The following is a 24,297-nucleotide window of genomic DNA, read 5'->3' as shown; positions in this document are numbered from 1 at the left end:
CACGGGGAGGGGCCGGGATGAGCGGCGAGACGGACGTACTGGTCCTGGGCGGTGCGGGGGTGGACACGATCGTGCCCGTCCCCGAGCTGCCCCTGCCGTACGCGGACAGCTACGCCATCGACTCCGGCATCCGCACCCGGGCCGGGCAGACCGGCGACTTCGTCGCGCTGGGCCTGACCGCCCTCGGCCTGCGCACCCACCACGTGGACCTGCTCGGCGACGACCCGGAGGGCGACCTGGTCCGCGCCCTGCACGAGGAGCGGGGCATCCCGCTCACCGCGCTCCCGCAGCCCGCCGGCACCAAGCGGGCCGTCAACCTCGTCGGCCCGGACGGGCGGCGGCTCTCCCTGTACGACACCAGCCGCGCCCGCCCCGAGGACCGGTTCCCCGAGCCGCTGCTGAGGTTGCCGGCCGAGGCGAGCCGGCACGTCCACGTCAGCCTCACCCACCCGGGCGCCCACGCGCTGCCCGTGCTGCGCGAGACCGGCGCCACCCTCTCGACCGACCTGCACGACTGGGACGGCGAGAACCCCTACCACGAGCCGTTCGCGTACACGGCCGACGTGGTCTTCCTCTCGGCGACCGCCCTCGCCGACCCGGAGCGGACCATGCGGCGCATCGCCGAGCGGGGCCGGGCGGAGGTGGTCGTCGCCACCGCCGGGGCCGAGGGCGCGTACCTGCTGGCGAACGGCGAGCCGACCCGGATACCGGCGGCGCCACCGCCCGCGCCGGTGGTGGACTCCAACGGCGCGGGCGACGCCTTCGCCGCCGCGTTCCTCTTCGGCCGCCTCACCGGCGAGCCCCCGCTGCGCTGCGCCCGGTACGGCGCCGTGGCCGGGGCGTACGCCTGCACGGTGCCGTCGACGGTGACGGACGCGATCGGCGCGGCCGAACTCCTGGGCCGAGTCGCCGAACTGGAGGCCGCCGCGCGCTGAGCCGGAGTGCTGCCCCAGCCCTTCGCCGAAACGGCGTCAGTGCCCGTGCACGTCGTTCGTCGCCTCGATCTTCTTCCAGGACTTCGGCCGTTCGGGAGCCGCCGCCGGCCTGAGGACCGGCGAGGTGTGCGCCGCGGGCGCGGCCGGCTTCGACGGCTTGAACAGCCAGGTGTCGAAGAGCGCCGCGAGGGACTTGCCGGAGACCTGCTCGGCGTACTCCTGGAAGTCGGCCACCGAGGCGTTGCCGTACGCGTGCTCCTTGGGCCAGCCCTTGAGGATCGCGAAGAAGGCGTCGTCGCCGACCTCGCCCCGCAGCGCCTGGACGGCGAGGGCGCCCCGGTCGTAGACGGCGGTGCCGAACTGGTTGTCCGGGCCGGGGTCACCGGGCTCGACCGTCCAGAAGGCGTCGTCGGCCGGGTGCGAGGCGTACACGTAGTCCGCCAGCTCCTGCGTGGTGCCCTCGCCCTCGTGCTCGGACCACAGCCACTGCGCGTACCGCGCGAAGCCCTCGTTGATCCAGATGTCCTTCCAGCCCTTCAGCGACACGTCGTCGCCGTACCACTGGTGTGCCAGCTCGTGCACCACCACCGAGGTGTTGGAGCCGTTCGCGAACTGCCGCGGGCTGTAGTACACCCGGGTCTGGGTCTCCAGCGCGTACCCGGTGGTCGTGTTGGGCACATAGCCGCCCGCCGAGCTGAACGGATACGGCCCGAAGTAGCCGCTCAGCCAGTCCACCAGCTCCCCGGTCCGCTCCACGCTCGCCCGCGCCGCCCCGTCGCCCGCGCCGAGGTCCTTGCTGTAGGCGTTGACGACGGGCACGCCGCCCTCGGAGGTGCTGGTCGTGATGTCGAACTTCCCGACGGCCAGCGTGGCCAGGTACGTCGCCTGCGGCTTGTCCTCCCGCCAGTTGTAGCGGGTCCAGCCGAGCCTCGAACTCGTCGACTGCAGCGTGCCGTTGGAGATGGCCTGGGTGCCGTCCGGCACGGCCACCGACACGTCGTAGGTGGCCTTGTCCGACGGGTGGTCGTTGCTGGGGAACCACCACCAGGCCGCCTCGGGCTCGTCCGCCGCGACCGCGCCGTCGGGCGTGCGGTGCCAGGTGGAGACGCCGTACGCGCTCTTCGTGGACGGCACCCCGCTGTAGCGGACCACGACGGTGACCGCCGTGCCCTTGGCCAGCGGCGTCTTCGGGGTGATCTGCAGCTCGTGCTGCCCGGAGGCGGTGAAGGCGGCCTTCGCGCCGTTGACCCGTACCTCGCTCACGTCCAGCAGGAAGTCCAGGTCGAAGGCGGACAGGTCCTCAGTGGTCCGGGCCAGGATGGTCGCCGTGCCCTCCAGCTCGTCCGTCGCGGGCTGGTACCGCAGCCTCAGGTCGTAGTGGGAGACGTCGTAACCGCCGTTGCCGTAGTACGGGTAGTAGGGGTCACCGATGCCCGGCGCGCCGGGTGCGTAGCTCGCGGCCGATGCCGGGATCGCCAGCAGCAGGGAGGCCGCCGCGAGCGCGCCCGGGGCGAAGATTCTGCGGTGCACGTCAGCTCCAAGTCGTCAGGGACGCGAAGTCTGTTCGGAGCCTATTCAGTCCCTGTGCTCCCTGGCGTGTCCACGGCACCCGCTGTCACACGATCGCCATTCGGCCGTCATGAACCCAACAACACCAGCCGACGGCCACTCATATGCACTCTTCTGTACGGGAGTTGACCGGGGTACCGTCCGCGCATGCCGAAACGCACGCGCTTCACGATCTGGAGAACGTACGCGACCGCGGCCGTCGCCGCCCTGCTGGCCGCCTTCCTCACCCCCGCGGCGGCCCAGGCCGCCCCCGCCCCGAAGGAAAGCCGGCCGGTCTACTCCTACGCCGACGCCGTCCGCGAGTCCGTCTGGGTGGACACCGGCCTCGACGGCGACGGCGACGGGAAGCACGACCGGGTCGCCGCCGACATCGTCCGGCCCCGCGAGGCGGCCCGGCAGGGCCGCAAGGTTCCCGTCATCATGGACGCCAGCCCGTACTACTCCTGCTGCGGGCGCGGCAATGAGAGCCAGCGCAAGACGTACGACACGAGCGGCCACGTCGTGCAGATGCCGCTGTTCTACGACAACTACTTCGTGCCCCGCGGCTACGCCTTCGTCGGCGTCGACCTCGCCGGCACCAACCGCTCCGACGGCTGCGTCGACATCGGCGGCCGCAGCGACATCCAGTCCGCGAAGGCCGTCGTCGACTGGCTGAACGGCCGCGCCAGGGCCTACACCAGCCGCACCGGCACCACCACCGTCAAGGCGGCCTGGACCAACGGCCGCACCGGCATGATCGGCAAGAGCTGGGACGGCACCATCGCCAACGGCGTCGCCGCCACCGGTGTCAAGGGGCTGAAGACCATCGTCCCGATCAGCGCGATCTCCTCCTGGTACGACTACTACTTCGCCAAGGGCGCCTCGCTCTACGACTCCGGCCCCGACTGGCTGTCCGACGCGGTGGAGAGCGACGACGCCCACGCGCACTGTGCGGCCGTCCAGCAAAAACTCGCCGACGGGGCCCCGCGCACCGGCGACTGGACCTCCCTGTGGACCGAGCGCGACTACGTCAAGGACGCGGCGAAGGTGCGCGCGAGCGTCTTCCTCGTCCACGGACTGCAGGACCTCAACGTCCGCACCAAGCACTTCGGCCAGTGGTGGGACGCGCTCGCCAAGAACGGCGTCGAGCGCAAGATCTGGCTCTCCCAGACCGGCCACGTCGACCCCTTCGACTTCCGGCGCGCCGACTGGGTGGACACTCTGCACCGCTGGTTCGACCACGAACTGCTCGGCTACGCCAACGGCGTCGACCGCGAGCCGATGGCCGACATCGAGCGCCACCCCGACCAGTGGGTCACCTCGAAGGTCTGGCCGCCGCGCACCACGCGGACCACCACCCTGCGCCCCGCCACCGGCAGTCAGGCCGGCGTGGGCACCCTCGGCCTGCGCGGGAGCGACGGCGCCGAGACCATCACCGACGACCCGCGGCTGAGCGAGACCGACTGGGCCGCCCGGATCGCCGAGCCGACACCCGAGAAGGCCGGTTTCGTCACCAAGCCGCTCACCCGTGACCTGCGCCTGTCCGGCTCCTCCAAGGTGACCGTCACCGCCACCCCGACCACCTCGACGGCCCACCTGTCCGCCGTCCTCGTCGACCTCGGCCCCGACACCATCCGCGACTACGCCGACGCCGCCGAGGGCATCACCACCCTCACGAACCGCACCTGCTGGGGCGAGAGCACCACAGGGGACAGAGCCTGCTTCAAGGCGACGCGGGCGAAGACGGCGTCCGTCGACTACACGGTCTTCAGCCGCGGCTGGGCCGACCTCGGCAACCACGCCTCCGACCTGAAGGGCGCCCCGCTCACCCCGGGCAAGGCGTACACCATCACGCTCGACCTCGCGGCCACCGACCACGTCGTCCCCAAGGGCCACCGCCTGGCGCTGATCGTCGCGGGCACGGACAAGGACCTCATCGACCCGCCGTCCACCACGCCGACGCTCACGCTGGACCTGGCCCGTACCTCGGCCAAGGTGCCCCTGGTCGGCGGCGCCGCCGCGTTCACCCGCGCCACCTCGGGCGGCACCTTTGCCGCACCCGAGGCCACGACCCTGGACGGCGTGCGGGCACCGCGCACCGTCCAGCGCGTCCCCGCCGGCTGACCGGCTCGGCCGAACGGCTCAGGCGGCCGGGCACGCCAGCCCGGCCGCCTGACGCGCGCAGCCCCACGCCACGGTGACCCCGGCCCCGCCGTGCCCGTAGTTGTGCACCAGCACGCGCCCGTCGGGCAGCAGCCGCCGCTCCAGCCGTACCGCGTCCCGGGCCGGACGCAGCCCCACCCGGTGCGCCAGCACCCGCGCCCCGGCGATCTCCGGCCGGACGGCCGCGCACCGCGCGACGATCGCCTCCGCCACCGCCGAATCCGGCTCCAAGGACCAGGCGTCCTCCTCGGCCGTACCGCCCAGCACCAGCCCGCCCGGCTGCGGAAAGACATACGTCGAGACGGCCGAGGAGTGATCGACGCGGGTCAGCCATGTCGTGATCCCCGGGTTCTCCACGACCACCAGCTGCCCACGCACCGGACGCACCGCCGGATCGGGGACGAGTGAACGGGCGCCGAGGCCGGTGCAGTTGACGACGACCGGGGCGGGCACCGCGGCCAGATCCGTCACCTCCCGCTCCTCCACCACCCCTCCCGCCTTCAGCAACCGCTCCCGCAGCCACCGCAGATGGGCCGGCATGTCGATCAGCGGCAGCCTGGCCCGCAGCCCCCGGGCGTCCTCGCGCAGCCCGGGCACCCGCGCCGCCCACGGACCCAGCTCGTCCAGCCGGGCCCCGTCGTGCACGCCGTCGACCATGCGTACGCCGGTCTCCTCGGGGCGCTGCGCCAACTCCTCGTACACCGCCAGGGACTCCAGCGCCCACGCCCCGACGAGCGGCTCGGGCTCGATGCGGTACGGCCACCACAGCGCGCCCGCGACCGCCGAGGTCGAGCGTTCGGCGGTCTCCCGCGCCCACACGCGCACCCGTCGGCCCTGTTCGGCCAGCAGTACGGCGGTCGTCAGCCCGATCACACCGCCGCCGACCACGATCACCTCGTCGTCCACCCCACGCTCCATGCCGCGACCGTAGCGGAATGTGTCATGCCGCGCTCAGATCCGTCCCGCGCTGGGAATACTCACGGCATGTCTGCCGCACACGCGACCTTCGGCCTGGCACCGGCGACACGCGCCGGCGGTGTCCTCGCCGACGGCGGCTACCAGATCCACCGGGACTTCGTGGACTTCGTCGTCGACGGCCGTCCGCTGCTGTTCCGGCTGTCCGACCTGGACGCCGTCTCCCCGCTCGCCTCCGACGTGCCGCCCGCGATCCTCACCGCGCAGGTCCGCGGCCTGCTGCTGGAGACCGGGGCGCCGCTGCCCGGCGGCCGGTACGTCATCTACGGCTGTCCCGAGTGCGAGGCCCTGGGGTGCGGCGCGGTCACCACCGTCATCGAACGGGACGGCGACGACTACGTCTGGCGGGACTTCGCCTGGCAGACGGACGAGTACGCCGACCTGGAACTGAACGGCTACCACGGCATCGGTCCGTTCCGCTTCCACGGCCCGGAGTACCGCGCGGCCCTCGGCGCCCTGCTCGCCGGCACCCCTCCCGCGCCCGGTCGCCGCGTCCTGCTGATCGGCGCCCGCGTCGCCGTACTCGCCAAGCTCGCCGCCGCCCTGCGCACCATCGGCATCGGCGCCGACATCACCCGCGACACCGAGGACGTACCCGCCGAGGAACTGCGTCACTACGGTGCCGTCGCCTTCGGACGGGCGATCGGCGAGCCGGAACGGGCCGCGGTGCGCCGTTCCTTCGCCCGAGCCGGGGTCGACGTCGCCTACGTCGACGGACTGGCGCCGATCATTCCGCTCCTCGTCGCCCAGATCGAACACGCCCTGGACCGCTGCCCCGTGGACCAGCGCCGCCTCACCGACCTCGTCGCCGCCGACGGCGCGGCGGGCGTCGAGGTCACCTCCTCCTGCCGGGTCCGGCTCACCGCGTACCGGCTCGACCGGCTCTACCGCACCCACACCCGGGAGGTCTTCGACGGCCATCTGGAACCGGGCCGGCACCGCATCGCCCTGGACGCCTGGGCCGTCAAGGGGCAGTCCTTCCTGGTGGCGCGGGCCCCCGGAAGCGTGCTGGTCAAGGCCGTGACCCGGGCGAGACCGGGCGCGCGGGACAGCGGGAGGACACTAGGATCGGCGTCCTGATGACTGCCACCCTCGTCGCCAAGAACCTCGCCGCCGGCCACGGCGACCGCTCGCTCTTCTCCGGCCTGGACCTCGTCGTGGCCCCCGGGGACGTGATCGGGCTGGTCGGTGCCAACGGCGCGGGCAAGTCCACGCTGCTCAGAATGCTCGCCGGGCTGGCGGCGCCGGAGGAGGGGGAGCTGCGGCTCTCCCCGCCGACGGCGACCGTGGGCCATCTCCCGCAGGAGCCGGAACGCCGGCCCGGAGAGACGGTGCGGGAGTTCCTGGCCCGCCGCACCGGCGTCGCCGAGGCCCAGCGGGCGATGGACGAGGCCACCGAGGCGCTGGTCGAGAGCGCGCCCGGCGCCGACGACGCCTACGCGGCGAGCCTGGAGCGCTGGCTCGGCCTCGGCGGCGCGGACCTGGAGGAGCGGGCCGAGGAGGTCGCCGACTCCCTCGGCCTGGCCGTGGACCTGGACCAGCCGATGACCTCCCTCTCCGGCGGCCAGGCGGCCCGCGCGGGCCTCGCCTCGCTCCTGCTCTCCCGCTACGACGTCTTCCTGCTCGACGAGCCCACCAACGACCTGGACCTGGACGGACTGGAGCGCCTCGAACGCTTCGTCTCCGGCCTGCGCGCCGGCACCGTCGTCGTCAGCCACGACCGCGAGTTCCTCACCCGCACGGTCACCAAGGTCCTCGAACTCGACCTCGCCCAGGGGCGGATCAACCTCTACGGCGGCGGCTACGAGGCCTACCTGGAGGAGCGCGAGGTGGCCCGCCGGCACGCCCGGGACGACTACGAGGAGTACGCCGACAAGAAGGCGGCCCTCCAGGACCGTGCGCAGACGCAGCGCTCCTGGATGGACAAGGGCGTGAAGAACGCGCGCCGCAAGGCGGGCAACGACAACGACAAGATCGGCCGCAAGTTCCGCAGCGAGGCCAGCGAGAAGCAGGCCGCGAAGGCCCGGCAGACCCAGCGGATGATCGAGCGGCTGGAGACCGTCGAGGAGCCGCGCAAGGAGTGGGAGCTGCGCATGGAGATCGCGGCGGCGCCGCGCTCCGGCGCGGTCGTGGCCACCCTGCGGGACGCGGAGGTACGGCGTGGCGACTTCACCTTCGGCCCGGTGTCCCTGCAGATCGACTGGGCGGACCGGGTCGCGGTCACCGGGGCCAACGGCGCGGGCAAGTCCACCTTGCTCGGCGCTCTGCTCGGCCGCGTCCCGCTGGACTCGGGGCAAGCCGCGCTGGGCTCTGGCGTCCTGGTCGGCGAGGTCGACCAGGCCCGCAAGCTGTTCCACGGCCCGGAGTCGCTGCTGGACGCCTTCGGCGCGGCCGTCCCCGACACCGAGCCGGCCGAGGTCCGTACCCTGCTGGCCAAGTTCGGCCTGAAGGCGGACCACGTCCTGCGCCCGGCCGCGACCCTCTCCCCGGGCGAACGCACCCGCGCCGCCCTGGCCCTGCTCCAGGGCCGGGGCGTCAACCTCCTGGTCCTGGACGAGCCGACCAACCACCTCGACCTGCCCGCCATCGAACAACTGGAGTCGGCCCTCGACTCCTACGAGGGCACCCTGCTCCTGGTCACCCACGACCGGCGCATGCTGGACGCGGTACAGGTCACCCGCCGCCTGGAGGTCGCGGACGGCAAGGTGACCGAGCGCTAGGCCGTGTCCGCAAAGTCCCGCCTGCCCCGCGACGCCTGGCACGCACTCTCGCCGCACCGGGCGAAGCCCCAAGTACATCCAGTACGAGGGCCTGCGCCCGGCACGCCGAGAGCACGCACCAGCCGCCGCGGGGCCCGCCCTCCGGGCGGACGACGGGACTTCGCGGACACGACCTAGCCCTTCCCGTACCGGGCCTCCGCCTCCTTCGCCGCGCGTTCCACCCGGTCGACGTGCTCCTGCCGGGAAACGGCGTTTCGGGGAGCCGTGTTGGGGCTCTCCTCGCGCTGCCCCACCGCGCCGTCGACGAGCTCCCGCACGATGTCGGCGTGCCCGGCGTGCCGCTGGGTCTCGGCGATCATGTGCGCGAGGCCGTGGTGGAGGGTCACCCCGCTCCCGCGGCCTGCGGGGATGCGGCCGACCGCGTCCAGGGGGAGTGCGGCGATCGTCTCGTCCGAGTGGGCCCACACCCGCCGGTAGCCGTCGACGATCTCCTCCCGCGTCTCCTCGGGCCGCGCCCACAGGTCGGCGTCCGGCTCGGCGTCACCGGTGAACCACAGTGCGGGTCCGTCGATGGGCCGCCCGAACGTCGCGCCGAAGTAGAGCGCCTCCGCGCCGGTCAGATGCTTGACCAGCCCGAGCAGGTTCGTACCGGTGGGGGTCATGGGGCGGCGGACGTCGTACTCCGACAGGCCCTCCAGCTTCCACAGCAGCGCGTCGCGGGCGTCCTGCAGATAGATCTGGAGGTCGGCCTTGAGATCAGATCCGGTCATCCCGCCAGTCTCCCGGCCCGGTGATCCCTGTCCACCGGTTTGTTTCCCGGGCGGGGCCGGGCGCTTCACGCGAAGCGCCCGGCCCCTCGCTCAGCGCCGTCCCTTCTTCGGGTCGACCAGCCCCGCGCGCCGCAGCGCGTCGGCCATCGCGCTGTTGGCCGGCGGCGGGGCAGCCTGACGGGAGCCGCCACCCCCGCCGCCGCGGCCCTGGCGCTGCTGCGGCGGGCGCCCGCCGCGCTGCCGCCGCTCGCCGCCCTGCTGCCGCTCCTGCGGCGCCGCCTCGTCGTCCAGGCGCAGCGTCAGCGAGATCCGCTTGCGCGGGATGTCCACGTCGAGGACCTTCACCTTGACGATGTCACCGGGCTTGACCACGTCCCGCGGGTCCTTCACGAACGTCTTCGACATCGCGGAGACGTGCACCAGGCCGTCCTGGTGGACGCCGACGTCGACGAACGCCCCGAAGGCCGCCACGTTCGTCACGACCCCCTCCAGGACCATCCCGGAGGACAGGTCGGAGATCTTCTCCACGCCTTCCTTGAAGGTGGCCGTCTTGAAGGCGGGCCGCGGGTCGCGCCCGGGCTTCTCCAGCTCCCTGAGGATGTCGCCGACCGTCGGCAGACCGAAGGTGTCGTCCACGAAGTCGGCCGGCCGCAGCGACCGCAGCACACCGGTGTTGCCGATGAGCGAGGCCACCTCCTGCCCGGTCGTCTTCACCATGCGCCGCACGACCGGGTACGCCTCCGGGTGCACGCTGGAGGAGTCCAGCGGGTCGTCGCCGCCGCGGATCCTGAGGAAGCCCGCGCACTGCTCGTACGCCTTCGGGCCGAGCCGCGGCACCTTCTTCAGTGCCGAGCGGGACGTGAACGGGCCGTTGGCGTCACGGTGCGCCACGATGTTCTCGGCGAGGCCGGAGGTGATGCCGGACACCCGGGCGAGCAGCGGAGCGGACGCCGTGTTGACGTCCACGCCGACGCCGTTGACACAGTCCTCGACCACCGCGTCCAGCGAACGCGACAGCTTCACCTCGGACAGGTCGTGCTGGTACTGGCCGACGCCGATGGACTTCGGGTCGATCTTCACCAGCTCGGCAAGCGGGTCCTGGAGGCGGCGGGCGATGGAGACCGCGCCGCGCAGCGACACGTCCATGTCGGGCAGTTCCTGGGAGGCGAAGGCGGAGGCCGAGTACACGGACGCGCCCGCCTCGGACACCATCACCTTGGTGAGGTTCAACTCCGGGTGCTTCGCGATGAGTTCCCCGGCGAGCTTGTCGGTCTCCCGGGACGCCGTGCCGTTGCCGATCGCGACCAGCTCGACCGAGTGTTCCTTGGCCAGGCGGGCCAGCTTGGCGATGGCCTCGTCCCACTTGTTGGCCGGGACGTGCGGGTAGATCACGTCGGTGGCCACCACCTTGCCGGTCGCGTCGACCACGGCGACCTTCACGCCCGTACGGAAGCCGGGGTCCAGGCCCAGCGTCGCGCGCGTGCCGGCCGGGGCGGCCAGCAGCAGGTCGCGCAGGTTCGCCGCGAACACGTTCACCGCCTCGTCCTCGGCGGCCGTACGCAGCCTCAGGCGCAGGTCGATGCCGAGGTGGACGAGGATGCGGGTGCGCCAGGCCCAGCGGACCGTGTCCAGCAGCCACTTGTCGGCCGCGCGGCCCCGGTCGGCGATCCCGAACCGGTGCGCCACGATCCCCTCGTAGGACGAGGGCCCCTCCGTCGCCTCCTCCGGCTCCAGGACGAGGTCGAGCACCTCCTCCTTCTCGCCGCGCAGCATGGCGAGAACGCGGTGCGAGGGCAGCTCGGTGAACGGTTCGGCGAAGTCGAAGTAGTCGGCGAACTTGGCGCCCGCCTCCTCCTTGCCCTCCCGCACCTTCGCCGCCAGCCGCCCGCGCACCCACATCCGCTCGCGCAGCTCGCCGATCAGGTCGGCGTCCTCCGAGAACCGCTCGGTGAGGATCGCCCGGGCGCCGTCGAGGGCGGCCTGCGGATCGGCGACGCCCTTGTCGGCGTCGACGAAGGCGGCGGCCGCCGCCGGCGGCGCCACGCTCGGGTCGCCGAGCAGCCCCTCGGCGAGCGGCTCGAGCCCCGCCTCGCGGGCGATCTGCGCCTTGGTGCGCCGCTTGGGCTTGTAGGGGAGGTAGATGTCCTCCAGGCGCGCCTTGGTCTCGGCGCCCCGGATGCGGGCTTCCAGTTCCCCGGTGAGCTTGCCCTGCTCGCGCACCGACTCCAGGATCGCGGCCCGGCGCTCCTCCAGCTCCCGCAGATAGCGCAGCCGCTCCTCGATCGTGCGCAGCTGCGCGTCGTCGAGCATCTCGGTCGCTTCCTTGCGGTAGCGGGCGATGAAGGGCACCGTGGAGCCGCCGTCGAGCAGCTCCACCGCGGCCTTCACCTGCCGCTCCCGTACGCCGAGTTCCTCGGCGATCCTGCCTTCGATGGACCCTACTTCGAGGGACCCGGGTGTCGTCACGATCCCGTACCGCCTTCTCCACTGGGGTTGCGCGGCAATTGTGGCAGGTCGCACCGGCAACCGGGGATCAGGGCGGCAACGCCCGCGAGCCGGGGCCGGGGGTCAGGCCCTGCCGCCGCGTGTCGAGGCGGAGGCTCCGCCGAAGAGCCGGGCCAGAGCCCGGAACGGCAGCGTCACCACCGTGGCGATCGCCCCGCCGATCTGCCGAAGTACGTCTGCGATGGCACGGAACACGGACAGCTCCTTTCCACTCCCGGCCGCTCCGGCCGGGAAGGCACGGGTACCTCACCTGCGCCGGAGCATGCCGGTGGGCCGTCAGCCCGACGCGGGCACGCTCCAGGTGAAGCGCGGCGGCCGGCGCTCCAGGAACGCGGCGACCCCCTCCGCGGTGTCCCCGCTGTCGCGCATCTGCCCGGTCCAGTACGAGTCGCGGTCGGTGCGGCCGTCCGCGAACTCCTTCGCCGCCGCCTGCGTCAGCCGCGAGCGGGAGACCAGGACGCGGGTGAACTCCGCCACCCGTTTGCCGAGTTCGCCCTCCGGCAGGACCTCGTCGACGAACCCCGTGCGCAGCGCCCGGTCCGTGTCGATCAACTCGCCTGAGAACAGCAGGTACTTGGCGGTGGCCGGGCCCACCAGCGACACCAGCCGCCGGGTCGCCGAGGCCGGGTAGACGATGCCGAGTTTCGCGGGCGTCACGCCGAACAGCGACCCCTCCTCGGCGAACCGCAGGTCGCAGGCGGCCGCGAGCTGCGCCCCGCCGCCCACGCAGTGGCCCCGGACCGCCGCCAGCGTCGGCTTCGGGAACGCCGCGAGGGCCTCCTCGGCGCGCACGGCGAGCCCCTGCGCCTCCTCCGGCGAGCCCCGCAGGGTCGAGATGTCGGCCCCGGCGCAGAAGGTGCCGCCCTCGCCGGTGAGCACCAGCGCCCGTACGGCCGGATCGGCGGCCAGGGCGTCCAGCAGCGGCGGCAGCGCCCGCCACATGGCGGCCGTCATGGCGTTGCGCTTGGCGGGGTGGTGGACGACGACGGTGGCCACCGAGTCGGTGATCCCGTGCAGCAGCTGGGGCTCCATGCGCCGGATGCTATCGGCCGAGCCGAACGGCCGATCAAGAAGGCCGGGAAGAGGAGCGGGAGATTACAGTGAACCGAGGAGGCACCGATGGCCAGGAAGCGCATACCCCGGAGCAAGGCGGCCAGGATGCGCCGCGGCTTCGGCCTGCTCGCCGTACTCGGCCTCATTCTGGTGCTCGCGGGGGTGGTCGGTCTCGTCTACACCGCCGTCGCCACCCTGACCTCCATGATCCTGTTCGGCTGGCTGCTGCTGATCGGCGGCCTGGTGGGCCTGGCGCACGCGGTCCAGGCGCGCGGTACCAATGCCTTGTGGGTCGGTGTCATCGTCGCCGCCCTGAACATCGCCGCCGGCGTGGTCGTCATCCGCCTGCCGTACGCGGCCGCCGACGCGCTCACCATGTTCGCCGCTCTGCTCTTCCTCACCGCCGGCCTCTTCCGGCTGGTCGGCAGCCTGGTGGTCCGGGGCCCGCAGTTCGGCCTGACCCTGCTGCTGGGCGCCTTCGACCTGCTGCTGGGCGTCCTGGTGCTCGTCTCCTGGCCGAGCAGCAGCCAGTACGTCATCGGCTGCTTCTTCTCGCTCGCGCTGCTCTTCGACGGCCTCGGCCTGCTCGCCACCGGTTTCGGCGGACGGCGCATCGTCGGCATGGTGACCTAGGACGTGACCCAGGACCTGCCCGGGAAACATGTCAATCCCGGACAGTGCGCAGAGCGCAACGGTCAGAAAGCAGCCGAAATCCGCTGACTTGTGTTCAGTTCCGCGAGCCGGAGCGGTTCGTTACCAACACTCGACGTGTGGTGACAATCGAGCGCGAGGGTGGCGACCGGACGATGGAGAACCACGGGCGTGGGGCGGCCCCGCGCCCAGAGGGAGGCGACCGGCTCGAGCCGGTCCCGCTGCCGTACGAGGGAGTGTGGCGGTTCACCGCCCCCGCCGTCGACGCCTCGGTCCCGCAGGCGCGGCGCGCCGTGCGCGACCTGCTCCACCGCCAGGGCGTCCCGATCCCGGACGACCTGGTCGACGGGCTGTTGCTGATCGTCTCCGAACTGGTCACCAACGCGGTCAAGCACGCGGCGCTGCTGTCGCCCACGCTCGCCGTGGAGGTCGCCGTCGGTGCCGAGTGGGTGCGGGTGTCGGTGGAGGACAACCACCCCTACCGCCCGACCGCCCTGGAGGCCGACCACGGCCGGACCGGCGGCCGGGGGCTGCTCCTGGTCCGCGAGGTGACCCGGGAGGCCGGCGGGGTGGTCGACGTGGAGCACACGGCGAGCGGAGGAAAGGTGATCTGGGCCGCCCTGCCGCTCAAACCCGGGCGGCCGTGGTGAGCCGCCTCACCAGCCCGCGGACGGGCCCGTCAGCTCCCTGATCGCCGGGCGGGCGGCGTCCAGCACGGTCAGGAACCAGGACGAGAAGGTGTCCGCCGCGTGCCGCTCCTTCAACTCCGCCGGGGTCACGAAGGCGGTCGCGCCGACCTCCTCCGGGTCCGGCGCCGGCGGGGTCTGCACCAGGCCGACGAACAGGTGGTTGTACTCCTGCTCCACCAGGCCCGAGGCCGGGTCCGGGTGGTTGTAGCGGACGGTGCCCGCCTCGGCCAGCAGCGACGGGGAGACTCCGAGCTCCTCGTGCGTCCGCCGGGCCGCCGCCGTGAAGGGCGCCTCGCCGGGGTAGGGGTGGCCGCAGCAGGTGTTGGACCACACGCCGGGGGAGTGGTACTTGCCGAGCGCCCGCTGCTGGAGCAGCAGCCGACCGCGCTCGTCGAAGAGGAACACCGAGAACGCGCGGTGCAGCTGCCCCGGCGGCTGGTGGGCGGCGAGCTTCTCCGCGGTGCCGATCGTCACGCCGTCCTCGTCGACCAGTTCCAGCAAAATCGCGTCTGCGGTGCCGTTCGACGAACTGTGCGTCGCGGTGGCAGGTGTGATCGGCATACCCATCCTTCGCCTCGGTCTTCGCACTCCAAGTCTGCCGTACGAATCCGGCACTCCCGTCACTTCCCGGCACGTCCGCATGTCCCGCGCGCGGCGCGCGGCGCGGTCGCCCCGGCCGGATGCCGGAAGGAGGACCCGGTAGGTGATCGTGCCCGGCGGGGACGGCCCGGAACCGTTCAGGAGTGCCTCGAACACAGGCACGCGGGAGCGCCGCGCGCCACCGGCGGCGACCCTCAGGGACGGGCCGTCAGTGGCACAGCCGCGCCTCGTGCTCCGCGTGGCCGCTCGGCTCCAGCTGGAAGGTGCAGTGCACCACGTCGAAGTGGTCGCCCAGGCAGCCCTGCAGCTCGTGCAGCATCTTCTCGTGGCCGATGGCGTTCAGGACGTCGGAGCGGACGACCACGTGCGCGGAGAGCACCGGCAGCCCGGAGGTGATCGTCCAGGCGTGCAGGTCGTGTACGTCCTCCACACCGTCCAGGGCCAGGATGTGGACCCGCACCTCGGCCATGTCGACGTCCTTGGGAGCCGCCTCCAGCAGCACGTCCAGGGTCTCGCGCAGCAGCTTGACGGTGCGCGGCACGATCATCAGCCCGATGACCAGCGAGGCGATCGGGTCGGCGGCCTGCCAGCCGGTGGCCAGGATCACCGCCGCCGAGATGATCACCGCCACCGAGCCCAGCGCGTCCGCGGCCACCTCCAGGAAGGCGCCGCGCACGTTCAGGCTGTCCTTCCGGCCCCGCATCAGCAGCGTGAGCGAGACCGTGTTCGCGACCAGACCGATCCCGCCGAACACGATCATCAGCCCGCCCTCGGTGGCGGCGGGGGTCAGGAACCGCTGGACCGCCTCGTACAGGACGTAGCCGCCGACGCCGAGCAGCAGCAGGCAGTTGGCCAGGGCGGCGAGGATCTCGGCGCGCGCGTAGCCGAAGGTGCGGTTGGTGCTCGGCGGACGGTTCGCGAAATGGATCGCGAGCAGCGCCATGCCCAGGCCCAGCGCGTCCGTGGCCATGTGCGCCGCGTCCGCGATGAGCGCGAGGGAGTCGGCGACCAGACCGCCGACGATCTCGACCACCATGACGGCGAGCGTGATCGACAGCGCGACGCGCAGCCTGCCGCGGTAGGCCGCCGCGGCCGTCCCGGTGGCCGGCGCGTGCGCGTGCGCATGGCCGTGATCGTGCCCAGCCCCCATGACGCGAAGCCCTCCTGTGTCGTCCGCCGGGAGCCCAGTCAACTACGGCCGGGGGGTACCCGGCAACGCGGCATTGAACACCGTTGTCATGTGACCTGACCTGCGGAAACGATGCCCAGGTCAGGGACCTTCGCGGCCGGCCGTGAACGTCGCCGGGCCGTGCACGTCACCGGCCGTGGAGATCTGCGCCGTGGTGCAGCAGCCAGCCCTGCCAGGCCGACTCCACCATCGCGCGCACTCCGTGCCGGGCCCGCCAGCCCAGCGTCTCGGCGGCCCGCTCGGCCGAGGCGACCGCGCGCGGCGCGTCCCCGGGGCGCCGGCCCTCGACCACGGGCGGACGCCGGTCCCCGGTGACCTCGCCGATGACGGAGACCAGCTCCCGCACCGAGACGCCCTCGCCCCGGCCGATGTTCACCGTCAGATCGCCGGTCAGGTCCCCCTCGGCCAGCCGCCGGGCCGCCGCCAGATGCGCCTCGGCCAGGTCTGCGACGTGGATGTAGTCACGGACAGTGGTGCCGTCGGGCGTCGGATAGTCGTCGCCGAAGATCCGCGGCGCCTCGTCCCGGGTGAGCCGGTCGAAGACCATGGGCACGATGTTGAAGACGCCGGTGTCCGCCAGTTCCGGCGCGGCGGCGCCCGCCACGTTGAAGTAGCGCAGACAGACGGTCGCGATGCCGTGCGTCCGCCCCGCCGCCCGTACCAGCCACTCCCCGGTGAGTTTGGTCTCGCCGTAGGGGTTCATTGGCGCGCACGGGGTGTCCTCCGTGATCAGTTCCACGTCCGGGTTGCCGTAGACGGCCGCCGACGAGGAGAACAGGAAGCGCTCGATCCCGGCCTCCGCGACCGCCTCCAGGAGCGTGGCGAGACCGCCCACGTTCTCCCGGTAGTAGCGGGTGGGCTGCGCCACGGACTCGGCGACCTGTTTGCGCGCCGCGAGGTGGACCACGCCCGTCACCGCGTGCTCGGCGAAGACCCGCCCCAGCAGGTCCCGGTCCGTCACACAGCCCTTGACCAGCGGTACGTCCGCCGGGAGCCGCGCGGGCACCCCGGCCGAGAGGTCGTCCAGCGCGACGACGCGCTCCCCGGCGCCGGTCATGGCCCGCGCCACATGAGCCCCTATGTATCCGGCCCCGCCGGTGATCAGCCACGTCATGGTCGCCCACCCTATGCCGACGCCCCGCGGCCATCCCCAATGTCCCGGATGCCCGGTCCCGCGGGGTCGCGCGCGGGACGCGGTTTGTGGGCCGGCCCCCGGATCCCCGATGATGATCGCGGCAAAGGCCGGTGCAGACCGCGTCGACCGGCCCGTGAACGGGCGGTGAACACGGGCTTGTCGTCATCCGATAGCCTCTGCCGACATGCCGCCCGGGTGCCCAGGCAAGCGGCGCCCCACCACGCAGACGACCGGCGCTCAGGCGTCGGCACCCAGGGAGTGAGTTCGGTTGTCGACCGCCATCGTGACCGGTCAGCCGGTCCCCGGATCGTCGCTCGAGAGCGATCTGCGGTCCCTCGGCTTCGAGGTGCTCACGGCCACCGACGCCTCCGACACCGAGACGCTCCTCGCGGCCGTCCCCGCCGGTGAGCGCGTGGCCGTCGTCGACGCCCGCTTCGTCGGCCACCCGCACGCACTCCGGCTCGGCCTCACCGACCCCCGCTTCCCGGTCGCCGCGGTGGCCGGCGCCGTCACCGCCCAGCCGGCCGGCCGCCAGGCGCTGACCCGCGCGGTGGCCCGGGAGACCTCGGCGGGCGGCGGCACCGCGATAGCCGTGGACAGCCTCGCCGACCGTCTCGCCACCGCCCTCGCCGCCGACGGCGCCGAGGTGCACCGCCCCGAGCTCGGCAGCCTGGTCGCCGCCGTCCCCGCCGACCCGCAGGCCCGCAACGAGGCCCGCCAGGCCGTCGCCGCCGTCGACGACGAGGCCGTACGCCTGAAGTCCGCGGTGAAGGCCCGCGACGGCTTCTTCACCACCTTCTTCATCAGCCCCTACTCGCGCTACATCGCCCGCTGGTGCGCCCGCCGCGGCCTGACCCCCAACCAGGTCACCACCGCCTCGCTGCTCACCGCCCTGATCGCGGCGGGCTGCGCGGCGACCGGCACCCGCGGCGGGTTCGTCGCCGCGGGCGTGCTGCTCATCGCCTCCTTCGTGCTGGACTGCACGGACGGGCAGCTCGCCCGGTACTCGCTGCAGTACTCCACGCTCGGCGCCTGGCTCGACGCCACCTTCGACCGGGCCAAGGAGTACGCCTACTACGCCGGGCTCGCCCTCGGCGCGGCCCGCGGCGGCGACGATGTATGGGCCCTCGCCCTCGGCGCGATGGTCCTGCAGACCTGCCGGCACGTCGTGGACTTCTCCTTCAACGAGGCCAACCACGACGCCACCGCCAACACCAGCCCCACCGCCGCGCTCTCCGACAAGCTCGACAGCGTCGGCTGGACGGTCTGGGTGCGCCGGATGATCGTGCTGCCGATCGGCGAACGCTGGGCCATGATCGCCGTCCTCACGGCGGCCACCACCCCCCGCATCACCTTCTACGCGCTGCTCGTCGGCTGCGCCTTCGCCGCGACGTACACCACGGCCGGCCGGGTGCTGCGCTCGGTGACCCGCAAGGCCCGGCGCACCGACCGGGCGGCGCAGGCGCTGGCGGACCTCGCGGACAACGGGCCGCTCGCCGCCGCCCTGGCCCCCGCCGCGCGCGGCCTGCGCCTCCCGGCGCCCGTCGCCGCCGCCGTCGGCGCTCTCCTCGTCGTGATCTCCGCCGCACTCTGGGGCGCGGGCTGGCCGACCGTGCTGTGCGCCGCGGGCTACGCCGCGCTGTCCGCCGTCGCCGTCGCCCGCCCCCTCAAGGGCGCCCTGGACTGGCTCGTTCCCCCGATCCTGCGCGCCGCCGAGTACGGCACCGTACTGCTCCTGGCGGCGAAATCCGGGGTGAACGGCGTGCTTCCCGCGGCTTTCGGGCTGGTGGCCGCCGTCGCCTACCATCACTACGACACGGTGTACCGCATCCGCGGCGACGCCGGAGCGCCGCCGGCCTGGCTGGTGCGCGCCGTCGGGGGGCAGGAAGGACGGACGCTGCTGGTCGCGGTCCTGGCCGCGCTGCTCACCGCCTCGCAGTTCAAGGTCGCGCTCACGGTCCTCGCCGTGGCCGTCGCCCTGGTGGTGCTCGTCGAGAGCATCCGCTTCTGGGTGTCCGCTGGGGCGCCCGCCGTACACGATGAAGGAGAACCCGCATGATCGGCCTCGTGCTGGCGGCCGGCGCCGGACGGCGTCTGCGCCCCTACACCGACAGCCTTCCCAAGGCTCTGGTGCCGGTGGGCCCCGCGGGCATAGAGGACTCGATCACGGTGCTCGACCTCACCCTCGGCAACTTCGCCGAGATCGGTCTCACCGAGGTCGCGATCATCGTCGGCTACCGCAAGGAGGCCGTGTACGAGCGCAAGGCGGCCCTGGAGCGGAAGTACGGCCTGAAGCTCACCCTCATCGACAACGACAAGGCCGAGGAGTGGAACAACGCCTACTCCCTGTGGTGCGGCCGTGACGCCCTCAAGGACGGCGTGATCCTCGCCAACGGCGACACCGTGCACCCGGTCTCCGTCGAGAAGACGCTGCTGGCCGCCCGCGGTGAGGGCAGGAGGATCATCCTCGCGCTGGACACCGTGAAGTCCCTCGCCGACGAGGAGATGAAGGTCGTCGTCGACCCCGACAAGGGCGTGCGGAAGATCACCAAGCTGATGGACCCCGCGGAGGCGACCGGCGAGTACATCGGCGTCACCCTCATCGAGGGCGACGCGGCCCCCGAGCTGGCCGACGCGCTGAAGACCGTCTGGGAGACCGACCCGCAGCAGTTCTACGAGCACGGCTACCAGGAACTGGTGAACCGGGGCTTCAAAATCGACGTGGCGCCGATCGGCGACGTGCCGTGGGTCGAGATCGACAACCACGACGACCTCGCCCGTGGACGGGAGATCGCGTGCCAGTACTGACCCGGCTCATCCCCTCGCCGGTCGTCGTGGACATCCGCCCGGGTGCCCTCGACGACCTGGCGTGCGTGCTCGCGGACCAGCGCATCTCACAGTCGGGGCGGCTCGCCGTGGCCATCAGCGCCGGTTCCGGTGCCCGGCTGCGCGACCGGCTCGCACCGTCACTGCCCGGCGCCGACTGGTACGAGGTCGGCGGCGGCACCATCGACGACGCGGTCCGGCTGGCCGACGCCATAAAGTCCGGGCGCTACGACGCCGTCGTGGGCCTCGGCGGCGGCAAGATCATCGACTGTGCGAAGTTCGCGTCCGCGCGCGTGGGCCTGCCCCTGGTCGCCGTCGCCACCAACCTCGCCCACGACGGCCTGTGCTCGCCCGTGGCCACGCTCGACAACGACGCGGGCCGCGGCTCGTACGGCGTTCCGAACCCGATCGCGGTCGTCATCGACCTCGACGTGATCCGGGAGGCGCCCACGCGCTTCGTGCGCTCCGGCATCGGCGACGCGCTGTCCAACATCTCCGCCGTCGCGGACTGGGAGCTGTCCCACCGGGTCAACGGCGAGAAGGTGGACGGCCTCGCCGCCGCCATGGCCCGCCAGGCCGGCGAGGCGGTGCTCAGGCACCCGGGCGGAGTCGGCGACAACGGCTTCCTCCAGGTCCTCGCCGAGGCGCTGGTCCTCACCGGTATCGCCATGTCGGTGTCGGGCGACTCCCGCCCGTCCTCCGGCGCCTGCCACGAGATCAACCACGCCTTCGACCTGCTCTACCCCAAGCGTGCCGCCAGCCACGGCGAGCAGTGCGGGCTCGGCGCGGCCTTCGCGATGTACCTGCGCGGAGCCCACGAGGAGTCGGCCTACATGGCCGAAGTGCTGCGCCGGCACGGGCTGCCCGTGCTGCCGGAGGAGATCGGCTTCACGGTGGACGAATTCGTCCGGGCCGTCGAGTTCGCCCCCGAGACCCGGCCCGGCCGCTACACGATCCTCGAACACCTCGACCTCAAGACCGAACAGATCAAGGACACCTACGCCGACTATGTCAAGGCCATCGGTAGCTGAACTCCGTCCGGTCGTACACCCCGCAGGGGTGAAGGACCGGCGCAGCGGTGAGCACTGGATGGGACGCCTCTACATGCGTGAGGTGTCCCTGCGGGTCGACCGCTACCTGGTGAACACCAGGGTCACGCCCAACCAGCTCACGTACCTGATGACCGTCTGCGGCGTGCTCGCGGCCCCGGCCCTGCTGGTGCCGGGGATCACGGGCGCCGTCCTCGGCGTGGTCGCGGTCCAGCTGTACCTGCTGCTGGACTGCGTCGACGGCGAAATAGCGCGCTGGAAGAAGCAGTACTCGCTGGGCGGCGTCTACCTCGACCGGGTCGGCGCCTACCTGACGGACGCGGCCGTACTGGTCGGGCTCGGCCTGCGCGCCGCCGACCTGTGGGGCACCGGGCGGATCGACTGGCTGTGGGCCTTCCTCGGCACCCTGGCCGCCCTCGGCGCGATCCTGGTCAAGGCCGAGACCGACCTCGTCGGCGTGGCCCGGCACCAGGGCGGCCTGCCGCCGGTGAAGGAGGCGGCGTCCGAGCCGCGCTCCTCCGGCATGGCGCTGGCCCGCCGGGCCGCCGGGGCGCTGAAGTTCCACCGGTTGATCCTCGGGATCGAGGCGTCCCTGCTGATCCTGGTCCTCGCCGTCGTGGACCACATCCGGGGCGACCTGTTCTTCACCCGGCTCGGCACCGCCGTACTCGCCGGGATCGCGCTGCTGCAGACCGTGCTGCACCTGGTGTCCATCCTCGCCTCCAGCAGGCTGAGGTGACCGCCGTGACCAGCACCCCGAAGGTCGGCGCGGTGATCATCACCATGGGCAACCGCCCCGACGAGCTGCGCGCCCTGCTCGACTCGGTCGCCAAGCAGGACGGCGACCCGGTCCAGGTGGTCGTCGTCGGCAACGGCTCGCCCGTCCCGGACGTCCCGGAGGGCGTACGGACCATCGAGCTGCCCGAGAACCTCGGCATCCCCGGCGGCCGCAACGTCGGTATCGAGGCCTTCGGGCCGGGCGGCCGGGACGTCGACATCCTGCTCTTCCTCGACGACGACGGCCTGCTCGCCCACCACGACACCGCCGAGCTGTGCCGCCAGGCCTTCGCCGCCGACCCCGAGCTCGGCATCATCAGCTTCCGCATCGCCGACCCGGACACCGGCGTCACCCAGCGCCGCCACGTGCCGCGGCTGCGGGCCTCCGACCCCATGCGCTCCTCCCGGGTCACCACCTTCCTGGGCGGGGCCAACGCCGTGCGTGCCCAGGTCTTCGCCGACGTCGGCGGCCTGCCGGACGAGTTCTTCTACGCCCACGAGGAAACCGACCTGGCATGGCGGGCCCTGGACGCGGGCTGGATGATCGACTACCGGTCCGACATGGTGCTGTACCACCCGACGACCGCGCCCTCCCGGCACGCCGTCTACCACCGCATGGTCGCCCGCAACCGCGTCTGGCTGGCCCGCCGCAACCTGCCCGCCCTCCTGGTCCCGGTCTACCTCGGGGTCTGGATGCTGCTCACCTTGCTGCGCCGCCCCTCCCGCCCGGCCCTGAAGGCCTGGTTCGGCGGGTTCAAGGAGGGCTGGACCACCCCGTGCGGTCCCCGCCGGCCGATGAAGTGGCGTACCGTGTGGCGGCTGACGCGACTGGGCCGGCCGCCGGTGATCTGACAAGCTCGACCGTGAGGGGTCGCGCATCCCGAAGACGAACTCGAAGACGAACTCGAAGACGAAAGTTTCCACACCCGTGAGTGAGACAACGCACGACGGAGGCGTCGCGGTGAGCGCGGCCGCCCCGTCGCCCGACGAGGGACTGACGGCGGCGAGGCTCGCCGCCAAGTACGGGCTGACCGTCAGCGGCGCCCGGCCCTCGCTCGTCGAGTACGTCCGGCAGCTGTGGGGACGGCGGCACTTCATCCTCGCCTTCTCCCAGGCGAAGCTGACGGCCCAGTACAGCCAGGCCAAGCTCGGCCAGCTCTGGCAGGTGGCCACCCCGCTGCTGAACGCGGCCGTGTACTACTTCATCTTCGGGCTGATCCTCCACGCCAGCCGGGGCATGTCCCAGGACGTGTACATCCCGTTCCTGGTCACCGGCGTCTTCGTCTTCACCTTCACCCAGAGCTCGCTCATGTCCGGTGTACGGGCGATCTCCGGCAACCTGGGACTGGTGCGCGCCCTGCACTTCCCGCGCGCCTCGCTGCCCGTCTCCTTCGCGTTGCAGCAGCTCCAGCAGCTGCTGTTCTCGATGATCGTGCTGTTCCTCGTGGCCATCGGCTTCGGCAGCTACCCGGGCCTGTCCTGGCTGCTGATCGTGCCGGTGCTGGTGCTCCAGTTCCTGTTCAACACCGGGCTCGCGCTGATCGTGGCCCGTATGGGTGCCAAGACGCCGGACCTGGCCCAGCTGATGCCGTTCGTCCTGCGCACGTGGATGTACGCCTCCGGCGTCATGTTCTCGATCAACAAGATGCTCGAGGGGCGTCCCGAGTGGATCGTCCGGGTGCTCCAGGTGAACCCGGCCGCCGTCTACATGGACCTGATGCGCTTCGCCCTGATCGACGGCTACGGCGCCTCGAACCTCCCGCCGCACGTGTGGGCCATCGCCCTGTTCTGGGCCGTGGTCGTCTTCGCCGGCGGCTTCGTGTACTTCTGGAAGGCGGAGGAGCGGTACGGCCGTGGCTGAGCAGCACACCGGGGAGCTCATCCCCACCGTCATCGCGGACGACCTGCACATCGTCTACCGCGTCAACGGCGCCAAGACCGGCAAGGGCAGCGCCACCGCGGCCCTCAGCCGGATCGTCAAGCGCGGCTCCGACGACGCGGCGCGGGGCGTACGCAAGGTGCACGCCGTGCGTGGCGTCTCCTTCGTCGCCTACCGGGGCGAGGCCATCGGCCTGATCGGCTCCAACGGTTCCGGCAAGTCGACGCTGCTGCGCGCCATCGCCGGCCTGCTCCCGGCGGAGAAGGGCAAGGTCTTCACCGACGGCCAGCCCTCCCTGCTCGGCGTGAACGCGGCCCTGATGAACGACCTCACCGGCGAGCGCAACGTCATCCTCGGCGGGCTCGCCATGGGCATGACCCGCGAGGAGATCAAGGAGCGCTACCAGGACATCGTCGACTTCTCCGGCATCAACGAGAAGGGCGACTTCATCACCCTGCCGATGCGCACCTACTCCTCCGGCATGGCGGCCCGTCTGCGCTTCTCCATCGCCGCCGCCAAGGACCACGACGTCCTCATGATCGACGAGGCACTGGCCACCGGCGACCGCAAGTTCCAGAAGCGCTCCGAGGAACGCATCCGGGAGCTGCGCAAGCACGCGGGCACGGTGTTCCTGGTCAGCCACAACAACAAGTCGATCCGTGACACCTGCGACCGGGTGCTGTGGCTGGAGCGCGGCGAACTGCGCATGGACGGCCCGACCGACGAGGTCCTCAAGGAGTACGAGAAGTTCACGGGCAAGTGACCTGATTCGGCCAGGGCCCCGCCGGAACCTCTCCGGCGGGGCCCTGCGTCTGCAAAAGAAACGTCAACTC

The 24,297-nt window shown here is 72.2% G+C and carries 22 protein-coding genes; 13 read left to right on the top strand and 9 right to left on the bottom strand.

All coding sequences use genetic code 11. The features are described 5' to 3' along the window. Window positions 1-17 precede the first annotated feature (17 nt). The gene (locus ACZ7L0_RS01350) at window positions 18-935 is read left to right on the top strand and encodes a PfkB family carbohydrate kinase (protein WP_471240312.1); all 918 of its coding nucleotides are present in this window, start codon (window positions 18-20) and stop codon (window positions 933-935) included. Between the two features lie 36 nt (window positions 936-971). On the opposite strand, the gene ACZ7L0_RS01345 is transcribed toward ACZ7L0_RS01350, so the two are convergent. After that, the gene (locus tag ACZ7L0_RS01345) at window positions 972-2,465 is read right to left on the bottom strand and encodes a M1 family metallopeptidase (protein ID WP_471240311.1); all 1,494 of its coding nucleotides are present in this window, start codon (window positions 2,463-2,465) and stop codon (window positions 972-974) included. 186 nt (window positions 2,466-2,651) lie between these two features. Here ACZ7L0_RS01345 and ACZ7L0_RS01340 point away from each other — a divergent pair, with 186 nt between their 5' ends. Beyond that, window positions 2,652-4,607 (top strand): Xaa-Pro dipeptidyl-peptidase, encoded by a 1,956-nt coding sequence (locus ACZ7L0_RS01340; protein WP_471240310.1) that lies wholly within the window; start codon window positions 2,652-2,654, stop codon window positions 4,605-4,607. An 18-nt stretch (window positions 4,608-4,625) separates the two neighbouring features. Here ACZ7L0_RS01340 and ACZ7L0_RS01335 read toward each other — a convergent pair whose 3' ends face one another. Then, window positions 4,626-5,564 (bottom strand): FAD-dependent oxidoreductase, encoded by a 939-nt coding sequence (locus tag ACZ7L0_RS01335; RefSeq protein WP_471240309.1) that lies wholly within the window; start codon window positions 5,562-5,564, stop codon window positions 4,626-4,628. Between the two features lie 66 nt (window positions 5,565-5,630). Between ACZ7L0_RS01335 and ACZ7L0_RS01330 the strand changes: the two genes are divergently transcribed. Continuing rightward, on the top strand, window positions 5,631-6,701 hold the full coding sequence (locus ACZ7L0_RS01330) for an oxidoreductase (protein WP_471240308.1): 1,071 nt from the start codon (window positions 5,631-5,633) through the stop codon (window positions 6,699-6,701). Further along, a complete protein-coding gene (locus tag ACZ7L0_RS01325; protein ID WP_471240307.1) occupies window positions 6,701-8,341 on the top strand; it encodes an ABC-F family ATP-binding cassette domain-containing protein in 1,641 nt (546 codons plus the stop codon). The genes ACZ7L0_RS01330 and ACZ7L0_RS01325 overlap by 1 nt, the downstream gene beginning before the upstream one ends. Window positions 8,342-8,514: 173 nt before the next feature. On the opposite strand, the gene ACZ7L0_RS01320 is transcribed toward ACZ7L0_RS01325, so the two are convergent. The 4 genes from ACZ7L0_RS01320 to ACZ7L0_RS01305 form a co-directional block, all read right to left on the bottom strand. Further along, the gene (locus ACZ7L0_RS01320) at window positions 8,515-9,111 is read right to left on the bottom strand and encodes a DinB family protein (RefSeq protein WP_471240306.1); all 597 of its coding nucleotides are present in this window, start codon (window positions 9,109-9,111) and stop codon (window positions 8,515-8,517) included. Window positions 9,112-9,201: 90 nt separating this feature from the next. Then, complete coding sequence (locus ACZ7L0_RS01315; RefSeq protein WP_471240305.1) at window positions 9,202-11,577, bottom strand: Tex family protein; 2,376 nt, start codon at window positions 11,575-11,577, stop codon at window positions 9,202-9,204. Window positions 11,578-11,679: 102 nt separating this feature from the next. Continuing rightward, window positions 11,680-11,811 carry an LPFR motif small protein gene (locus ACZ7L0_RS01310; RefSeq protein ID WP_471240304.1) on the bottom strand — a complete coding sequence of 44 codons (132 nt, stop codon included), beginning with the start codon at window positions 11,809-11,811 and terminating at the stop codon, window positions 11,680-11,682. Between the two features lie 81 nt (window positions 11,812-11,892). Next, on the bottom strand, window positions 11,893-12,648 hold the full coding sequence (locus ACZ7L0_RS01305) for an enoyl-CoA hydratase/isomerase family protein (protein WP_471240303.1): 756 nt from the start codon (window positions 12,646-12,648) through the stop codon (window positions 11,893-11,895). Between the two features lie 87 nt (window positions 12,649-12,735). Here ACZ7L0_RS01305 and ACZ7L0_RS01300 point away from each other — a divergent pair, with 87 nt between their 5' ends. Together ACZ7L0_RS01300 and ACZ7L0_RS01295 are read left to right on the top strand one after the other, a co-directional pair. Beyond that, window positions 12,736-13,302, top strand: a complete 567-nt coding sequence (locus ACZ7L0_RS01300; RefSeq protein ID WP_471240302.1) for an HdeD family acid-resistance protein — start codon at window positions 12,736-12,738, stop codon at window positions 13,300-13,302. A 173-nt stretch (window positions 13,303-13,475) separates the two neighbouring features. Continuing rightward, window positions 13,476-13,970: an ATP-binding protein gene (locus ACZ7L0_RS01295; protein ID WP_471240961.1), complete on the top strand. Its 495-nt coding sequence runs from the start codon at window positions 13,476-13,478 to the stop codon at window positions 13,968-13,970. A gap of 6 nt (window positions 13,971-13,976) precedes the next feature. Here ACZ7L0_RS01295 and idi read toward each other — a convergent pair whose 3' ends face one another. The 3 genes from idi to galE all read right to left on the bottom strand — a co-directional run bounded on the left by idi (window position 13,977) and on the right by galE (window position 16,912). Continuing rightward, window positions 13,977-14,570 carry an isopentenyl-diphosphate Delta-isomerase gene (idi, locus tag ACZ7L0_RS01290; RefSeq protein WP_471240301.1) on the bottom strand — a complete coding sequence of 198 codons (594 nt, stop codon included), beginning with the start codon at window positions 14,568-14,570 and terminating at the stop codon, window positions 13,977-13,979. Window positions 14,571-14,817: 247 nt separating this feature from the next. After that, a complete protein-coding gene (locus ACZ7L0_RS01285; RefSeq protein WP_471240300.1) occupies window positions 14,818-15,759 on the bottom strand; it encodes a cation diffusion facilitator family transporter in 942 nt (313 codons plus the stop codon). A gap of 166 nt (window positions 15,760-15,925) precedes the next feature. After that, a complete protein-coding gene (galE, locus tag ACZ7L0_RS01280) occupies window positions 15,926-16,912 on the bottom strand; it encodes a UDP-glucose 4-epimerase GalE (RefSeq protein ID WP_471240299.1) in 987 nt (328 codons plus the stop codon). Between the two features lie 289 nt (window positions 16,913-17,201). Between galE and ACZ7L0_RS01275 the strand changes: the two genes are divergently transcribed. The 7 genes from ACZ7L0_RS01275 (at window position 17,202) to ACZ7L0_RS01245 (ending at window position 24,227) form a co-directional block, all read left to right on the top strand. Continuing rightward, a complete protein-coding gene (locus ACZ7L0_RS01275; RefSeq protein ID WP_471240298.1) occupies window positions 17,202-18,992 on the top strand; it encodes a DUF5941 domain-containing protein in 1,791 nt (596 codons plus the stop codon). Beyond that, on the top strand, window positions 18,989-19,741 hold the full coding sequence (locus ACZ7L0_RS01270; protein ID WP_471240297.1) for a phosphocholine cytidylyltransferase family protein: 753 nt from the start codon (window positions 18,989-18,991) through the stop codon (window positions 19,739-19,741). The genes ACZ7L0_RS01275 and ACZ7L0_RS01270 overlap by 4 nt, the downstream gene beginning before the upstream one ends. Next, the gene (locus ACZ7L0_RS01265; protein WP_471240296.1) at window positions 19,729-20,790 is read left to right on the top strand and encodes an iron-containing alcohol dehydrogenase family protein; all 1,062 of its coding nucleotides are present in this window, start codon (window positions 19,729-19,731) and stop codon (window positions 20,788-20,790) included. Before ACZ7L0_RS01270 ends, ACZ7L0_RS01265 begins: the two co-directional genes overlap by 13 nt. Then, entirely contained in the window at window positions 20,768-21,547 is a 780-nt protein-coding gene (locus tag ACZ7L0_RS01260; protein ID WP_471240295.1) for a CDP-alcohol phosphatidyltransferase family protein, read from the top strand. Before ACZ7L0_RS01265 ends, ACZ7L0_RS01260 begins: the two co-directional genes overlap by 23 nt. A 44-nt stretch (window positions 21,548-21,591) precedes the next feature. Further along, on the top strand, window positions 21,592-22,437 hold the full coding sequence (locus ACZ7L0_RS01255; protein ID WP_471240960.1) for a glycosyltransferase family 2 protein: 846 nt from the start codon (window positions 21,592-21,594) through the stop codon (window positions 22,435-22,437). Window positions 22,438-22,513: 76 nt separating this feature from the next. Then, on the top strand, window positions 22,514-23,446 hold the full coding sequence (locus ACZ7L0_RS01250) for an ABC transporter permease (protein ID WP_471240294.1): 933 nt from the start codon (window positions 22,514-22,516) through the stop codon (window positions 23,444-23,446). Then, a complete protein-coding gene (locus ACZ7L0_RS01245; RefSeq protein ID WP_471240293.1) occupies window positions 23,439-24,227 on the top strand; it encodes an ABC transporter ATP-binding protein in 789 nt (262 codons plus the stop codon). Before ACZ7L0_RS01250 ends, ACZ7L0_RS01245 begins: the two co-directional genes overlap by 8 nt. Window positions 24,228-24,297 lie beyond the last annotated feature (70 nt).

The organism is Streptomyces sp. NPDC039424 (assembly GCF_055639495.1).
The sequence above is the reverse complement of the archived record's forward strand: the minus strand, read 5'-3'. Positions and strand labels throughout refer to the sequence as shown.

Excerpts from the sequence above, each read along its gene's own strand:
- ACZ7L0_RS01300 (WP_471240302.1), top strand. The coding sequence starts at position 12,736 with ATGGCCAGGAAGCGCATACCCCGGAGCAAGGCGGCCAGGATGCGCCGC.
- ACZ7L0_RS01285 (WP_471240300.1), bottom strand. The coding sequence starts at position 15,759 with ATGGGGGCTGGGCACGATCACGGCCATGCGCACGCGCACGCGCCGGCC.
- ACZ7L0_RS01305 (WP_471240303.1), bottom strand. The coding sequence starts at position 12,648 with ATGGAGCCCCAGCTGCTGCACGGGATCACCGACTCGGTGGCCACCGTC.
- ACZ7L0_RS01340 (WP_471240310.1), top strand. The coding sequence starts at position 2,652 with ATGCCGAAACGCACGCGCTTCACGATCTGGAGAACGTACGCGACCGCG.
- ACZ7L0_RS01350 (WP_471240312.1), top strand. The coding sequence starts at position 18 with ATGAGCGGCGAGACGGACGTACTGGTCCTGGGCGGTGCGGGGGTGGAC.
- ACZ7L0_RS01260 (WP_471240295.1), top strand. The coding sequence starts at position 20,768 with ATGTCAAGGCCATCGGTAGCTGAACTCCGTCCGGTCGTACACCCCGCA.
- ACZ7L0_RS01255 (WP_471240960.1), top strand. The coding sequence starts at position 21,592 with ATGGGCAACCGCCCCGACGAGCTGCGCGCCCTGCTCGACTCGGTCGCC.
- idi (WP_471240301.1), bottom strand. The coding sequence starts at position 14,570 with ATGCCGATCACACCTGCCACCGCGACGCACAGTTCGTCGAACGGCACC.
- ACZ7L0_RS01320 (WP_471240306.1), bottom strand. The coding sequence starts at position 9,111 with ATGACCGGATCTGATCTCAAGGCCGACCTCCAGATCTATCTGCAGGAC.
- ACZ7L0_RS01335 (WP_471240309.1), bottom strand. The coding sequence starts at position 5,564 with ATGGAGCGTGGGGTGGACGACGAGGTGATCGTGGTCGGCGGCGGTGTG.
- galE (WP_471240299.1), bottom strand. The coding sequence starts at position 16,912 with ATGACGTGGCTGATCACCGGCGGGGCCGGATACATAGGGGCTCATGTG.
- ACZ7L0_RS01270 (WP_471240297.1), top strand. The coding sequence starts at position 18,989 with ATGATCGGCCTCGTGCTGGCGGCCGGCGCCGGACGGCGTCTGCGCCCC.
- ACZ7L0_RS01295 (WP_471240961.1), top strand. The coding sequence starts at position 13,476 with ATGGAGAACCACGGGCGTGGGGCGGCCCCGCGCCCAGAGGGAGGCGAC.
- ACZ7L0_RS01330 (WP_471240308.1), top strand. The coding sequence starts at position 5,631 with ATGTCTGCCGCACACGCGACCTTCGGCCTGGCACCGGCGACACGCGCC.
- ACZ7L0_RS01325 (WP_471240307.1), top strand. The coding sequence starts at position 6,701 with ATGACTGCCACCCTCGTCGCCAAGAACCTCGCCGCCGGCCACGGCGAC.